Annotated in this window: 13 protein-coding genes; 10 read left to right on the top strand and 3 right to left on the bottom strand. The window is 68.1% G+C overall.

From position 1 onward, the window contains the following. Nucleotides 1–147 precede the first annotated feature (147 nt). The 3 genes from ET475_RS16690 to ET475_RS16680 all read left to right on the top strand — a co-directional run bounded on the left by ET475_RS16690 (nt 148) and on the right by ET475_RS16680 (nt 2165). Nucleotides 148–309: a ribbon-helix-helix domain-containing protein gene (locus ET475_RS16690; RefSeq protein ID WP_129392881.1), complete on the top strand. Its 162-nt coding sequence runs from the start codon at nt 148–150 to the stop codon at nt 307–309. A gap of 1 nt (nt 310) precedes the next feature. Next, nucleotides 311–1021 carry a hypothetical protein gene (locus ET475_RS16685; protein WP_129392878.1) on the top strand — a complete coding sequence of 237 codons (711 nt, stop codon included), beginning with the start codon at nt 311–313 and terminating at the stop codon, nt 1019–1021. Nucleotides 1022–1325: 304 nt separating this feature from the next. Further along, a complete protein-coding gene (locus tag ET475_RS16680) occupies nt 1326–2165 on the top strand; it encodes a DUF559 domain-containing protein (protein ID WP_129392875.1) in 840 nt (279 codons plus the stop codon). A gap of 281 nt (nt 2166–2446) precedes the next feature. On the opposite strand, the gene ET475_RS16675 is transcribed toward ET475_RS16680, so the two are convergent. Beyond that, entirely contained in the window at nt 2447–3775 is a 1329-nt protein-coding gene (locus ET475_RS16675; RefSeq protein WP_242497683.1) for an MFS transporter, read from the bottom strand. 306 nt (nt 3776–4081) lie between these two features. On the opposite strand from ET475_RS16675, the gene ileS reads away from it, so the two are divergent. From ileS to ndk, 4 genes are read left to right on the top strand one after another with little or no spacing between them, the layout of a single operon-like run. Then, nucleotides 4082–7444: an isoleucine--tRNA ligase gene (gene ileS, locus ET475_RS16670; RefSeq protein ID WP_129392872.1), complete on the top strand. Its 3363-nt coding sequence runs from the start codon at nt 4082–4084 to the stop codon at nt 7442–7444. Next, on the top strand, nt 7437–8789 hold the full coding sequence (locus tag ET475_RS16665) for a bifunctional folylpolyglutamate synthase/dihydrofolate synthase (protein ID WP_129392869.1): 1353 nt from the start codon (nt 7437–7439) through the stop codon (nt 8787–8789). The genes ileS and ET475_RS16665 overlap by 8 nt, the downstream gene beginning before the upstream one ends. Continuing rightward, complete coding sequence (locus tag ET475_RS16660; RefSeq protein WP_242497682.1) at nt 8786–9205, top strand: DUF4233 domain-containing protein; 420 nt, start codon at nt 8786–8788, stop codon at nt 9203–9205. The genes ET475_RS16665 and ET475_RS16660 overlap by 4 nt, the downstream gene beginning before the upstream one ends. 1 nt (nt 9206) lies before the next feature. Continuing rightward, nucleotides 9207–9623, top strand: coding sequence for a nucleoside-diphosphate kinase (gene ndk / locus ET475_RS16655; RefSeq protein ID WP_129392863.1), 417 nt, complete (start codon nt 9207–9209; stop codon nt 9621–9623). On the opposite strand, the gene ET475_RS16650 is transcribed toward ndk, so the two are convergent. Further along, nucleotides 9624–10256 (bottom strand): vitamin K epoxide reductase family protein, encoded by a 633-nt coding sequence (locus ET475_RS16650; protein WP_129392860.1) that lies wholly within the window; start codon nt 10254–10256, stop codon nt 9624–9626. Between the two features lie 462 nt (nt 10257–10718). On the opposite strand from ET475_RS16650, the gene ET475_RS16645 reads away from it, so the two are divergent. Beyond that, nucleotides 10719–13037 carry an Rne/Rng family ribonuclease gene (locus ET475_RS16645; RefSeq protein WP_422879949.1) on the top strand — a complete coding sequence of 773 codons (2319 nt, stop codon included), beginning with the start codon at nt 10719–10721 and terminating at the stop codon, nt 13035–13037. Nucleotides 13038–13066: 29 nt separating this feature from the next. Here the strand turns inward: ET475_RS16645 and ET475_RS16640 are convergent, their stop codons facing one another. After that, entirely contained in the window at nt 13067–13366 is a 300-nt protein-coding gene (locus ET475_RS16640; protein ID WP_129392856.1) for a DUF4031 domain-containing protein, read from the bottom strand. Nucleotides 13367–13587: 221 nt separating this feature from the next. On the opposite strand from ET475_RS16640, the gene rplU reads away from it, so the two are divergent. Next, the gene (gene rplU, locus ET475_RS16635) at nt 13588–13896 is read left to right on the top strand and encodes a 50S ribosomal protein L21 (RefSeq protein WP_129392853.1); all 309 of its coding nucleotides are present in this window, start codon (nt 13588–13590) and stop codon (nt 13894–13896) included. 19 nt (nt 13897–13915) lie between these two features. Beyond that, entirely contained in the window at nt 13916–14173 is a 258-nt protein-coding gene (rpmA, locus tag ET475_RS16630; protein ID WP_129392850.1) for a 50S ribosomal protein L27, read from the top strand. Nucleotides 14174–14176 lie beyond the last annotated feature (3 nt).

Raw genomic sequence — 14176 nt, 5'->3', positions numbered from 1 at the left:
GCGGTCCTCGCCTCGGGCGAGGGGACTGGACGAAGCGAGGGGCGCCATTCCGCAGAACGGCCCTCGCTTCGGCAGATCCCCTCGCCTCGAGCGAGGGGTCGTGAGCACCCGAACACAGGACGGACCCCTAGATGCTATATTGCTAGCATGCAAGAAAGAAGGGATGCCCCGCCCGCGGCCAAGACGCAGTTCAACGTGTACTTGCCGACGGCCCTCGTACGGGAGACGAAGCACCGGGCGATCGACGACGGGATGTCACTCTCGGCCCTGGTTGAACGGGCGCTGACCCGGTATCTCGAGGAGGACTGACATGGCCGTGACAGTGCAGGCGATCCAGTACACCGCCCACCCGGCGCAATGGCGCGAACTCGCCGTCGCGCTGGGCCTGGTGCCGGCATTCGACCCCGGCGAGGTGTGGAGCGAGCTCGACGGCGACGGCATCCTCGCCGTGCATAAAGTGGATGCCGCAGACCCTCTTGCCGGCACGACCGACATCCATGTGCTCGTCGACGATCTGGACGCGACCGAGGCGGCACTCGTTCCGCTCGCTGTCTCGGTCATGCGGACGACGGTCGACGAGGTCGGTCCGCTGCTGACGGCCACGACGTCGACGGGGGCGAAGGTCAGCGCGTCGACCGGTGCGCGGACCGCGGCAGGAGAGATCCTCGTGCAGCCCATCTGGTACGACACCGACGCCGGCATCGTGCGGCCGATTCTTCAGGCCCTCGGTCTGCGCCCTCGGATCGGTTCTGACAGCGGAACGTGGCTCGACTTCGTGGCGCCCGGCGGCGGCTCGGTCGCCTTCCACGCCGCCTCAGAGGCGGGCACCGTGCTGGGCATGGAGTACACCGGAGATCTCGATGCGCTGGCCCGCCGGCTCGCGGCATCCGGTCATTCTTCCGAGGTCGTCGACGAGGCCTACAACCGCACCCTGCTGGTCGAGACGCCCGAGGGCACCTCGCTGTGGATCAACGGCCGCATCACCGACATGTACGGGTACCGGCGCCTGGATGCTGGCTGACCGGTGGCCTCGCGGTCTGCGCGGGCTCCGCGCGCTGCCGCGCTGCTGAGCCCGTGCGCTGCCAGCCGCGCTGCTGAGCCCGTGCGCTGCCAGCCGCGCTGCCGTGCCCGCCCGCCGCATACTCGCCCGAGGCGAGGAGAAAGGCCGACGCGAGGAGGCTTTCGCGCTTGTCGGTCCTCGCCTCGGCAGATCTCCTCGCCTGGGGCGAGGAAGGGCCGACATCGGTTCCTCCACAGGGCGCGCGTTCTCCACAGATGTGCAGATTCCGTCCTCTGTGGGCCGCGATCGCGCCATTCTCGAACGCATGCAGACTCGAATCGACCACGTGCTCCAGGCCGTGCGCAAACACGGGGGAGTGGTGCGCAGCCAGACGCTCATTCGTGAAGGCACGAGCAAACACGACATTGCGGCCGCCGTCCGTTCTGGCGCCCTCGTGCGGGAGCGGCGAGTGTGGGTCGCAACACCAGACGCTGACAAGGACCTACGCACGGCGGCGCGTGCGGGAGTCGTCCTGTCGTGCATCACGGGAGCGCAGCGTCTGGGGCTGTGGGTGCTGGATGCCACGATGACACATGTCGCGTGCGCGCCGCACGCCGGCATGGTCGCCGTGTCGGGTGCGGTCTTGCACCGATTCGCGCCGCTCGTGCCGCGTGACCCCGGAGCCCTGCTCGATCCGATCGTGAACGTGCTTCAGGCTGTGGCGCAGTGCCAACCCTACGAGGCGGCCCTCGCCGTGTGGGAGAGCGCGTTGAACAAGGGGTTGATCGACAGAGAGAAGCTCAAGCGCGTGCCGTTCCGTGGCCAGGCGCGACAACTGCTCAGCGCGGCCGTGCCGTTCCACGACTCTGGGCTGGAAACCTTCATTCCCCCGCGGCTGCGGTGGCTCCCCGTACCGATCCGTACACAGGTATGGCTGTATGGGCACAGGGTGGATTACCTCATCGGCGACCGCCTCGTCCTTCAGATCGACGGCGGACAGCATGTCGGGGCCCAGCGTGCGTCCGACATTGCCCACGATGCAGAACTCGTACTGCGCGGATACACCGTCATCCGCGTCGGATACGACCAGGTCGTAAACCATTGGCCTGATGTGCACGAGCGGATCCTCGCTGCGATCACGCAGGGACTGCACCTGGCGGCCTGAGGACTGACTCCGGATTCTCCTCGCCCCGGGCGAGGAGAAAGGCCGACGCGAGGATGCTTCTCTCTCAACGGCTCCTCGCCCCGGCAGATCTCCTCGCCTCGGGCGAGGGGAGACGGGTGAGGGGCGGGATGAGGAGGCGGGGCGAGGGGCGGGGTGAGGAGGCGGGGTGAGGAACGGGGTGAGGGAGCGGGGTGAGGAGGCGGGTGAGGAGGCGGGCGGACGAGGCGTGACGCGGACGAGGCGTGACTGAGAGTCGCGGGCGCGACCCGGTTCCGGCAGCCTCAGCCGGCAGGGGTGGATGCCGCGGCCGCGGCGTCCTCGCGGACTCGCACAAAACGCCATGCCGCCCAGGCCGCGACAAGCGTCACCGCCGACATCACGGCAAGAATGACGCCGGGGTGCCACCACGCATACCCCGTCGCCTGGCCCAAGGCCACGGTGATCAGCGGCACGAAACCGCTGGCGGTCGCCGCGATCGCGTACGACACCGACAGCGCCGAATAGCGGAAGTGATCGGGGAACAGGTCGTTCATGAGTCCGCCCAGCGCCGCCCACGACATCGTCGGCAGAATGCCGCCGATCACCATCGTGCCCACGAGGATGGGGAACGTCGCGAACTGCAGCATCCAGTACATCGGGAACGTGATGAGCAGGGTTCCCAGCGCTCCCCACGCCACGACCCGCGCCGAACCGATGCGATTCGCCCACGCTCCGAACAGCGGGATGGTGACGAACTGCACGAGGGCGCCGATCGTGGTGGCCACCAGCAGATCCTGAAAGTCGAAGCCGAGATGCTCGACGCCGTAGTTGACGGTGTACGTGTTCATCAGCGAGTACGAGCCGATGCCCAGCAGCGCCGCGCCGATGGCGATCACGATGGCGCCCGGACGCTTGGCCCACATCGTCGCGAACGGCACGCGGTCGCGGCGCTTCTCGGAGACGACCCGGCGGAACACCGGCGTCTCATCGATGGACCAGCGCAGGTACAGCGACACGGCCAGCAACGGCACCGCCAGCAGGAAGGGGATGCGCCACCCCCACGCCGCCAGTTGCGCTGCCGGCATCGCAGCGGCCAGAACCAGGAAGAGTGCGGCGGCGAGCGTCGACCCGACGGGCGAGCCGAGTTGCGGGATCGCCGCGTAGAACGCGCGGCGCAGGCGCCCGGAGTGCTCGGTGGCCAACAGGATCGATCCGCCCCATTCGCCACCCAACGACAGCCCCTGCACGACACGGAGAAGAACGAGCAGCACCGCACCCCACCACCCCGCTGCCGAGTACGTCGGCAGTACGCCGATCAGGCCGGTGGCAACGCCCATGATGCCCACGGTCCACAGCAGCGTCGCGCGACGGCCGAGCCGGTCGCCCATGTGCCCGAACAGTGCGGCGCCGATGGGGCGCACGACGAAGGCCACGGCGATCGTGGCGAACGAGGCGAGCGTTGCGCCGAAATGGCCGAGCGAATCGAAGAACAGCGGACCGATGAAGTAGGCAGAGAAGTACGCGAACACATAGAAGTCGAGTGACTCCAACGACGTTCCCACCATCGATGCCCAGGCAACGCGGCGGGCGGGGGTGGCAGTGGCATCGGGGAGCGTGGGCGCAGTGGTCACGAGGTTCCATCCTGCCACCGCGGCGGGCTAGTTGGACCCGTTCCAGAAAATGCGAGGGCGAGGATGCCGCAAACCGCCCGCCGACGGCGGATAGAATGAACCCAAAGCACCGATCCGGCCATCACCGGGGAGCTCTCGGAAGAACAGCGCGCAAGCGTTCAGTAGAACCGAGCGGGGCAGGCCCGTCACAGCCGCTGTGAGAGGGGAGCGCGCGCGAAGGGCGTGCGCTCACGCGGGGTGGTACCGCGGCCCGTGCGTAAAGCAGAGGTCGTCCCGGCGCAGAGCACACGACCCTGCGAGACGCCCATGACCTACCCCCGCGAATCCGCCTTCGGCCCCGCCGCCGCTCCCGTGCCGAGCCCGCGCTTGCCTGAGATCGAGCGCGAGACCCTCGCGTTCTGGGATCGCGACGACACGTTCCGCGCGTCCATCGCACAGCGCGAGGGTGCCGACGAGTGGGTGTTCTACGACGGCCCGCCGTTCGCGAACGGGCTGCCGCACTACGGGCACCTGCTCACCGGCTACGCGAAGGACGTCTTCCCGCGTTTCCAGACCATGCGCGGCAAGAAGGTCGACCGGGTGTTCGGGTGGGACACCCACGGGCTTCCCGCCGAGCTTGAGGCGATGAAGCAGCTCGGCATCACCGAGAAGGATGAGATCGAGCAGATGGGCATCGCGACCTTCAACGCGAAGGCGCGTGAGTCGGTGCTCGAGTACACCCGCGAGTGGCAGGACTACGTCACCCGTCAGGCGCGCTGGGTCGACTTCGAGCGCGGGTACAAGACGCTCGACGTCTCGTTCATGGAGTCGGTGCTCTGGGCGTTCAAGACCCTGTACGACAAGGGCTTGGCTTACGAGGGCTACCGGGTGCTGCCGTACTGCTGGCGCGACGAGACGCCGCTTTCCAACCACGAGCTGCGCATGGACGACGACGTCTACAAGATGCGCCAGGACCCGTCGGTCACCGTCACGTTCCCGCTGATCGGCGAGAAAGCCACCACGCTCGGCATTGAGGGCGTGCAGGCTTTGGCCTGGACCACCACGCCCTGGACGCTGCCGACCAACCTCGCCCTCGTGGTGGGTCCCGGCATCCGCTATGTCGTCGTACCGGCCGGGCCCGCCCGCGATGACGACGCGTCGTACATTCTGGCCGAAGACCTGCTGGCGAACTACGCCAAAGATCTGGGCTATGAGACGGGGGATGCCGCAGCTGCCGCGATCTCGCAGACCGTCACGGGCGCCCAGCTCGACGGCGTCGCGTATGAGCGCCTGTTCGACTACTACGCCGACGCCGACACCTACGGCACCGGAAACGCCTGGCGCATCTTGGTCGACGACTACGTCACCACCACCGACGGCACCGGCATCGTGCATCAGGCCCCGGCCTACGGCGAAGACGACCAGCGGGTGTGTGAGGCGCACGGCATCCCGGTCGTGGTCAGCCTCGACGACGGCGGGCGCTTCCTTGCGCAGGTGACCGATGTCGCGGGGCAATTGTGGATGGACGCCAACCGTCCGCTCATCCGCCTGCTGCAGGGCAAGGGTCGGCTCATCCGCGAGCAGAGCTACGAGCACTCGTACCCGCACTGCTGGCGCTGCCGCAACCCCCTCATCTACCGCGCGGTGTCGAGTTGGTTCGTGCGTGTCACCGACTTCAAAGACCGCATGCTCGCGAACAACGAGCAGATCACCTGGGTGCCTGAGGGCGTCAAGCACGGCCAGTTCGGCAAGTGGCTCGAGGGCGCGCGCGACTGGTCGGTGAGCCGCAATCGGTACTGGGGCTCGCCGATCCCGGTGTGGCGCAGTGATGACCCGGCCCACCCGCGCATCGACGTCTACGGGTCGCTCGAAGAACTTGAGCGCGACTTCGGCACGCTGCCGCGCAACGCGCAGGGTGAGGTCGATCTGCATCGCCCCTACATCGACGAGCTGACCCGGCCCAATCCCGACGACCCGACGGGGCAGTCCACGATGCGTCGCATCGAGGACGTCTTCGACGTGTGGTTCGACTCGGGCTCGATGCCGTACGCGCAGGTGCACTACCCGTTCGAGAACCAGGAGTGGTTCGACACGCACGCGCCGGCCGACTTCATCGTCGAGTACATCGGACAGACTCGCGGCTGGTTCTACCTGATGCACGTGCTGTCCACGGCGCTGTTCGACCGGCCGGCGTTCACCGGCGTCAGCTGCCACGGCATCGTGCTGGGCAGCGACGGACAGAAGATGTCGAAGTCGCTGCGCAACTACCCCGATGTCAGCGAGGTCTTCGACCGCGACGGTTCCGATGCCATGCGCTGGTTCCTGATGTCGAGCTCGGTATTGCGCGGCGGAAACCTCGTCGTCACCGAAGAGGGCATCCGCGCGGGGGTGCGCGAGTTCCTGCTGCCGCTGTGGAACGCGTGGTACTTCTTCGCCACCTACGCGAATGCGTCGGGCGGCTACGAGGCCACCTGGCGCACGGATTCGACCGATGTGCTCGACCAGTACATCCTCTCGCTGACCGGCCGGCTGGTCACCGATGTCGCCGCCGATCTCGAGGGACTTGACTCGACGACGGCCACCGAGCGACTGCGGGACTTCGCCGAGGTGCTGACGAACTGGTACATCAGGCGGTCGCGCGACAGGTTCTGGACGGGGGTGGATGCCGCAGACCCGCGCTCCACTGAGGCTTTCGACACCCTCTACACGGTGCTCGAGACGCTGTGCCGGGTGGCCGCTCCGCTCATCCCGCTCGTGGCAGAGCGCGTCTGGCAGGGCCTCACAGGTGGCCGCAGCGTGCACCTGACCGATTGGCCGGACGCGGCATCCTTCCCCGACGATGTCGAGATCAGGCACGCGATGGACACCATCCGCGAGGTCTCATCGGTCGCCAACGCGCTGCGCAAGAAAGAGCGCAAGCGCGTGCGTCTGCCGCTCGCACGCCTGACGGTGGTGGTGCCGGATGCCGCGGCCCTGGCGCCGTACGAGGCGATCCTGCGCGACGAGCTCAACGTGAAGGCCGCCGAATTCGTCGAATTCGCAGAGTCGACCGCGACCGACTACGGCATCACCCACCGGTTGTCGGTCAACGCGCGCGCCGCCGGTCCCCGCCTGGGCAAGCGGGTGCAGGAGGCGATCCGCGCTGCGAAGTCGGGGGATTGGAGCGAGCAGGACGGCGTGGTCACCGCGGGTGGCATCGCACTTGAGCCTGCTGAGTATGAGCTGGTCTTGGAGACCAGCGGCCGCCCCGAGGGCGAGGCGCTCGCCGTGCTGCCGCAGGGCGGAATCGTGCTGCTCGACACCGTGACCACGCCCGAGCTGGAAGCAGAGGGCCTCGCGCGCGACGTCGTCCGCGCCGTGCAGGACACCCGCAAGGCCGCGGCGTTCGACGTGAGCGACCGCATCGGCCTGTACATCCTGTTCGACAGTGCAGAAGACGCGGCTGTGTTCCCGGTGCAGGGATCGCCGGCAGACAAGCCGAACACCGAGCTGCTGATGAGTGAGACGCTGGCCACGGCCTTCGGCCCGCTGGTGCGCGACGGGAAGTCTCCGATCGGGGACTCGCTCGACGCGTGGGAGGCTGCCTACGGGTTCCGCCCCGACCACGTCGCGCTGATCACCGCAGGAAAGTACGCGAACACCGGCGACCTGCTCATCGCGGTCGCACGACAGGAGAGCGACGATGACTGACCGTGACCGTGCCGATGCGGTGTACGCCGAGCTGCTGACCAGGCAGGGCGAGCAGTGGGTGCAGCCCCGCGTGGAGCGCACCCGCCGGGTGCTCGAACTGCTCGATGACCCGCAGCGCACCTACCGCGTCGTGCACATCACCGGCACGAACGGCAAGACCTCGACAGCACGCATGATCGAGAGCCTCATCCGCGCGCACGGCCTGCGCACCGGACTTTTCACCAGCCCGCATCTGGAGCGGTTCACCGAGCGCATCCTCATCGACGGCGAGCCGGCCGACGACGGCGCGGTGGCCGATGCCTGGGACGAGATAGAGCCGTTCGTGCAGATCGTCGACGCCGAGCTTGCGGCCGCGGGCGACGCACCCCTGACCTTCTTCGAACTGCTCACCGTGCTCGGTTTCGTCGTGGCCGCCGACGCGCCTGTGGACGTGCTGGTGCTCGAGGTCGGCATGGGCGGCTCGTGGGACTCGACGAACACCGCAGACGGCGACGTCGCGGTGATCGCCCCGATCGCGATGGATCATGCCGACCGGCTCGGCGACACGATCGAGAAGATCGCGACGGTCAAGGCCGGGATCATCAAGGAGGGCGCGGCCGTCGTCTCGGCGCACCAGGTGCCCGAGGCCGAGCGCGTGCTGCGCGCGGTCGCGGCCGAGAAGAACGCGACGATAGCGTTCGAGGGCGAGGACTTCGCCCTGGTCGAGCAGCGCCTGGCCGTCGGCGGTCAGCAGATCACGGTGCGGGGCCTGGGCGGCACCTACACCGAGGAGTACCTGCCGCTGTACGGATCGCATCAAGGTTTCAACGCTGCCCTCGCCCTGGCCGCCGTCGAATCGCTCATCGGCGCGGCCACGCAGCCGATCCCCGACTCGATCGTCACCGAAGGCCTCGCCGAGGCGACTTCGCCCGGCCGCCTGCAGCTGGTCGGCACGGCACCGACGGTTCTGGTGGATGCCGCGCACAATCCGCACGGCGCACACGCGCTCGCGCAGGCGCTGCGTGAGTCGTTCGACTTCGATGAGTGGGCTGTCGTCTTCGGTGTGCTCGCCGACAAAGACGCTGTCGGCATCGTCGCCGAGATCGCCACCGTCGCCACGCGCGTGTTCGCCACCGCGCCCGAGTCAGAGCGGGCCCGCGACGCTGATGAGGTCGCCGACCTCGTCGAGGCAGCAGGGCTGCCGGTGACGGTGCACCCCGACCTGGGCGATGCGGCCGATGCCGCGCGTGAATGGGCCGCGGCATCCGATCGCCGTGCCGTCGTGATCGCCGGCTCGATCGTGCTGGCAGGGCAGGCTATCGCGCTGTCGAAGGCCGAGGACTGGAAGAGCGGGTGGAACGCGTGAGCGATCAGGAAGCACAGAGGCCGGATGCCGCGCCGCGGCGTCGGCGCGGAGCCGCCGAATCGCTCGGCCAGATAGTGCTGGTCTTCGAGACTCTCATCGTGTTTCTGGCGGGACTTGTCGTGTTCGGTCTGAAGGTGCTGCCGGAGGGCGTGGCCGACTGGTGGGGGATCGTCGCCGGGGCGATCATGGCGGTGCTGATGCTGGCCACCTGCGGTGTGCTGCGCTATCGCTGGGGGATCGTCGTCGGCTGGGCGCTGCAGGTGGCGCTTGCCCTGGCCGCCTTCCTCGTGCCGGCGATCTTGCTCGTCGCACTGGTTTTCGGTGCGATGTGGGGGTATGCGACGATCAAGGGAGCATCTCTGGACCGCCGCAATGCCCAGCTGATGCGTGAAGCCGAATCTGCGAACGGAGAATGACATGGCCACCGAAGAGACACTCGTTCTGGTCAAGCCCGACGGCGTCGCCCGGGGCCTGACCGGCGCGATTCTGGCGCGCATCGAGGCGAAGGGATACTCGCTGGTCGACCTGCGCCTGGTCGAGCCCGACCGCGAGCGGCTTGAGCACCACTACGCCGAGCACCAGGGCAAGCCCTTCTATGAGCCGCTCGTCGACTTCATGATGTCGGGGCCCGCGGTGGCCATTCGGGTGGCGGGGGAGCGCGTCATCGAGGGATTCCGCTCGCTGGCAGGCACCACCGACCCGACCACGGCAGCGCCGGGCACGATCCGCGGTGACTACGGCCGCGACTGGGGCCTGCCCGTGCAGCAGAACCTCGTGCACGGCTCGGACAGCCCCGAGTCGGCCGCCCGGGAACTTGCTATCTGGTTCGCCTGATCAGACCCAGCCGAGCGCGATCTGGATCGTGTGCCACACGTTCGGGATCGCGTTCAGGCGCACCTGTGCGAGCAGGATCACCACGGCGTAGCCGACGATCGTCATCAGCGGCACGTACGCCATGAGCTTGTCGGCGATCTGGCGCCCCCGGGCCGGCAGCGGCCAGACACCCGCTCTGAGCAGATGCACGGTGACGGCGAAGAACGACGGGATCGTCACCGACCATGTGACCATGCACCACGGGCACAGCGTGTGCAGAACGAAGATGCTCTGGAAGATCAGCCAGCAGACGAAGGCGAACGCGCCGACGATCCCCAGCCAGAACAGCCACCAGAACCACTTCGCGAAGCGGGCGTGCGCGAGAATGGCCACACCGACGATGATGGGCGCAGCCCACGCTGTGAGCCCGATGATCGGGTTGGAGAAGCCGAACACACTGCCCTGCCACGAGTCGAGGTTCTCGGTGCATTGCACGAGCACGCTGAAGTCGCAGCTGGCCTTGGTACCAGGGTTCTCGAACGCGTGGAACTTCTCGACGGTGAGCTGGAACGCCGCCCACCAGCCGATCACCCCCGCGATGATGAGCCAGATGGCCAGGCCGGTCGGTCGGGTGTGCGACTGGGGCTGTGACATGGCTGGAATTATGGCATCCCCACCTCTGGGTTCGGAGGGGACCGGCCGTGATTATGGCGACGCACAGGTGCTCGCTTCGCGTATTGCGCGCCGGTAGTGCGATAATGGAGGTCGGATGCATTCGCGGCCGCGCCGCGAGACGCATCACCGAAGACTTCGGGCGACGAACGCCCTTCGCAGCCAGCGCCACTGGCCGGCTGCAGACCGAGTGAGTTCGCGGCCCCCGTCCCGCCAGAAGGGCGGAGCGGCGCCGCACGAGATTTCGCCGGGTGACGCGCGGTGTCACCCGCAGGGAGTACGCCGGTGACGGTCGATGAGAACAACCAGAACCTTGAAGATCAGCCGAAATGGGATGCCGCGACCCAGCCGCCGCTGATTCCCGAGCTGCCCGCCGCCGAGGCCGCGCAGGCCTGGGGCGCGCCGACGATCGCTGAGGCACCGGCCGCGGCATCCGTTGTTCCGGTGGAGCAGGAGCAGGCTGAAGAAGGTGCACCCGCCGAGGCGGAGTCGTCGGTGGAGCCGGCCGAGGCCGCTGAGCCGCCGTCGATTTCTGAGCCCGGGTCGGTGGCGCCGGAACCCGTTGCCGAGCCAGAAAACATCGCTGAGCCGGAGGTTCCTGTCGAGCCCGAGGCTGTGGCCGAGCCCGAGGCTGCCGCCGCGCCTGAGGTTGCCGCCGCGCCTGAGGTTGCCGCCGAGCCCGAGGTTGCTGCCGAGCCGGAGGCTGCCGCAGAGCCGGAGGCTCCCGCCGAGCCCGAAACGCCTACCGCGGTGAGCCTGGGGCTGCTGCCCGAAGAGTTCGTGTCGGCGGTATCGACCGACCTGCACTTCTATGCTCCCGAGATCGCGCCGTTGCCGCCGCTGCCCGATGCTCCCGCGCCGCAGGAAGGCGGGTCGCCGCGCCGGCGCAACCGTCGCCGCGGCGAGGGGCGCGACGACGAGCAGCAGCAGCAGCCGCGCGAGCGCGTGGTCGAGGTCATCACCGAGCCGCAGCGCATCAAGGGATCGACCCGGCTCGAGGCGAAGAAGCAGCGCCGTCGCGATGGTCGTGAGGCAGGGCGGCGTCGCCCGGTGGTCACCGAGGCCGAGTTCCTCGCCCGCCGCGAGTCCGTCGACCGCGAGATGATCGTGCGCTCGAAGAACGGACGCATCCAGATCGGAGTGCTCGAAGACAAGATCCTTGCCGAGCACTACGTCGCCCGCAGCCAAGACGCCTCGCTCATCGGCAACGTGTACCTCGGTCGTGTGCAGAACGTGCTGCCCAGCATGGAGGCGGCCTTCGTCGACATCGGGCGCGGCCGCAACGCCGTGCTGTATTCGGGCGAGGTGGACTGGGACGGCGTTGAGACCGGCAACCAGCCGCGCCGCATCGAGCTGGCGCTCAAGACCGGCGACCGGGTGCTCGTGCAGGTCACGAAGGACCCCGTCGGTCACAAGGGCGCGCGCCTGACCAGCCAGATCTCGCTGCCCGGCCGTTACCTCGTGTACGTGCCCGGGGGAGCCATGAACGGCATCTCGCGCAAGCTCCCCGACACCGAGCGTGCCAGGCTCAAGCGCATCCTCAAAGAGGTGCTGCCCGAGTCATCCGGTGTCATCGTGCGCACCGCTGCCGAAGGCGCCACCGAAGACCAGCTCACGCGTGACGTGCAGCGGCTCACCGCGCAGTGGGAGCACATCAACCGCCTCGTCGAGACCCAGCAGGCACCGGCCCTGTTGCACTCCGAGCCCGATCTTCTCGTCAAGATCGTTCGCGACGTCTTCAACGAAGACTTCTCGAAGATGCTCATCCAGGGCGAAGACGCTCAGCACACCATCGAGAACTACCTGCAGGCGGTCGCCCCCGATCTGCTCGAACGTGTCGAGCGCTTCGAGGGCGATGGCGATCCGTTCGACGAATTCCGCATCACCGAACAGATCGAGAAGGCGCTCGACCGCAAGGTCTGGCTGCCCTCGGGCGGCTCGCTGGTCATCGACCGCACCGAGGCGATGACGGTGATCGACGTGAACACCGGAAAGTTCGTCGGCACGGGCGGCAACCTCGAAGAGACCGTCACGAAGAACAACCTTGAGGCCGCCGAAGAGATCGTCCGTCAGCTGCGTCTACGTGACATCGGCGGCATCATCGTGGTCGACTTCATCGACATGGTGCTCGAGTCCAACCGCGACCTCGTGCTCCGGCGGCTTGTGGAGTGCTTGAGCCGTGACCGCACGAAGCATCAGGTGGCTGAGGTCACCTCGCTGGGCCTCGTGCAGATGACGCGGAAGAAGATCGGCCTCGGCCTTGTCGAGACCTTCAGCGAGCCGTGCGAGGTCTGCGCCGGCCGCGGAATCATCGTGCACCACGACCCGGTCGTCAAGCACCGCGGTTCCAGCAGCGCCGGCAGCAACAACTCCCGCCGCTCGCGGCCCGCGCCGGTGCCCACCACGACCCCGGCCGGTGGCACCCACGTGATCACCGAGGGGGCCAAGTCGGCGCTCGCGAAGATCGCGGCGTCCACTTTGCACCCGGCGGACGGCGAGGAGCAGGTCGTGGCCGAAGCCGCGGAGCCGGCTCCGGCGGTGACCGAGCCGGAACGGCCGAAGAAGCGCAAGAAGCGCAAGGAGAAGGAAGCGAAGTCGTCGCACGAGCCGAAGACCGAGCGTGACCTGCTGCTGGACTCTGTGCTCAATGCGCTGCCCGAGCCCAAGGCACCCGGTCAGGGGCGTTCGCGCCGGCGCGTGACCACGGCCGCGCTGACCGGCACGCCGATCTCGACGACGCCCGAGGTGGCGAGCGAGGACTGAGGTGGGGCGTTTCGACGCGCTGCGCTCGCTCAGGGAGCGGGAGGCCGCGCTCCGCGAGCGGGAGGCCTGCGGTCGCGCGCCCGCACACGCAGGCCTGACGCGATAAGACGTCGCACGAGTTCGTGACCGCTGACGTGCTCGGCGCCGCCCGCCACGAGCTCGGCGTGGCTGCGCTCCGGCACGTCATAGTGGTCGCGATCGAAGGCGCGGCGGGGGATGCCGTGAGCCTGTGCGAAGGCGTGCAGTTCGTCGAGCGAACTGTCGCTGACCAGGTGCGCCCACAGCATGCCGTGGGCAGGCCAGCGCGCATCATCGATCAGGATCGCCACGCTCCCGATCCTAGGCGCGCGCGCTCGCTTTGCCCCTTGCCCCGGCATCCGGTAAAGTAGATCCCTGGTGCGTCACGTCGCGAGGCAGACGTCGACCGGCCGCGTCTCCAACGTGAGCCGTCCTGGCACCAAGACATCATCTTTCCCGAGAGCCGCGCCCGCGTGGACGAGTCTCGCAAAGACAATCGGAGCCGTGCGCTCCCAGACGAAACAGGTGTGAAGTGGTTTACGCAGTTGTGCGCGCCGGTGGCCGGCAGGAGAAGGTCGAGGTCGGCACGATCGTCGTTCTCGACCGTCAGCAGGCGAAGGTCGGCGACACGATCGAGCTGCCCGCGGTGCTCCTGGTCGATGGCGAGGCCGTCACCAGCGATGCGGCCAAGCTCGCGAAGGTCGCGGTGACCGCCGAGGTGCTCGGCGAAGAGCGCGGCCCGAAGATCGTGATCCAGAAGTTCAAGAACAAGACCGGCTACAAGAAGCGCCAGGGGCACCGTCAGGACCTCACGCGCGTCAAGGTCACCGGCATCAAGTAGGCCAGGGAGAGACGCAGAGATGGCACATAAGAAGGGCGCAAGCTCCACCCGTAACGGTCGCGACTCCAACGCCCAGCGACTGGGCGTGAAGCGCTTCGGCGGTCAGACCGTCAACGCCGGCGAGATCATCATCCGCCAGCGCGGCACCCACTTCCACCCCGGCGTGAACGTCGGCCGTGGCGGCGACGACACGCTGTTCGCGCTGTCGGCCGGTGCTGTGCAGTTCGGCACCAAGGGCGGCCGCAAGGTCGTCAACATCGTCGCAGGCGCGGAGTGATCC

Origin of the sequence: Microbacterium protaetiae (assembly GCF_004135285.1) — a bacterium.
In the GTDB taxonomy this organism is placed as follows: Bacteria; Actinomycetota; Actinomycetes; order Actinomycetales; family Microbacteriaceae; genus Microbacterium; species Microbacterium protaetiae.
Note: the sequence above shows the minus strand (reverse complement) of the source record. Positions and strands in the feature narration are given on the sequence as shown.

Excerpts from the sequence above, each read along its gene's own strand:
- ET475_RS16685 (WP_129392878.1), top strand. The coding sequence starts at position 311 with ATGGCCGTGACAGTGCAGGCGATCCAGTACACCGCCCACCCGGCGCAA.
- ndk (WP_129392863.1), top strand. The coding sequence starts at position 9,207 with ATGGCCACCGAAGAGACACTCGTTCTGGTCAAGCCCGACGGCGTCGCC.
- ileS (WP_129392872.1), top strand. The coding sequence starts at position 4,082 with ATGACCTACCCCCGCGAATCCGCCTTCGGCCCCGCCGCCGCTCCCGTG.
- ET475_RS16650 (WP_129392860.1), bottom strand. The coding sequence starts at position 10,256 with ATGTCACAGCCCCAGTCGCACACCCGACCGACCGGCCTGGCCATCTGG.
- rpmA (WP_129392850.1), top strand. The coding sequence starts at position 13,916 with ATGGCACATAAGAAGGGCGCAAGCTCCACCCGTAACGGTCGCGACTCC.
- ET475_RS16665 (WP_129392869.1), top strand. The coding sequence starts at position 7,437 with ATGACTGACCGTGACCGTGCCGATGCGGTGTACGCCGAGCTGCTGACC.
- ET475_RS16680 (WP_129392875.1), top strand. The coding sequence starts at position 1,326 with ATGCAGACTCGAATCGACCACGTGCTCCAGGCCGTGCGCAAACACGGG.
- ET475_RS16690 (WP_129392881.1), top strand. The coding sequence starts at position 148 with ATGCAAGAAAGAAGGGATGCCCCGCCCGCGGCCAAGACGCAGTTCAAC.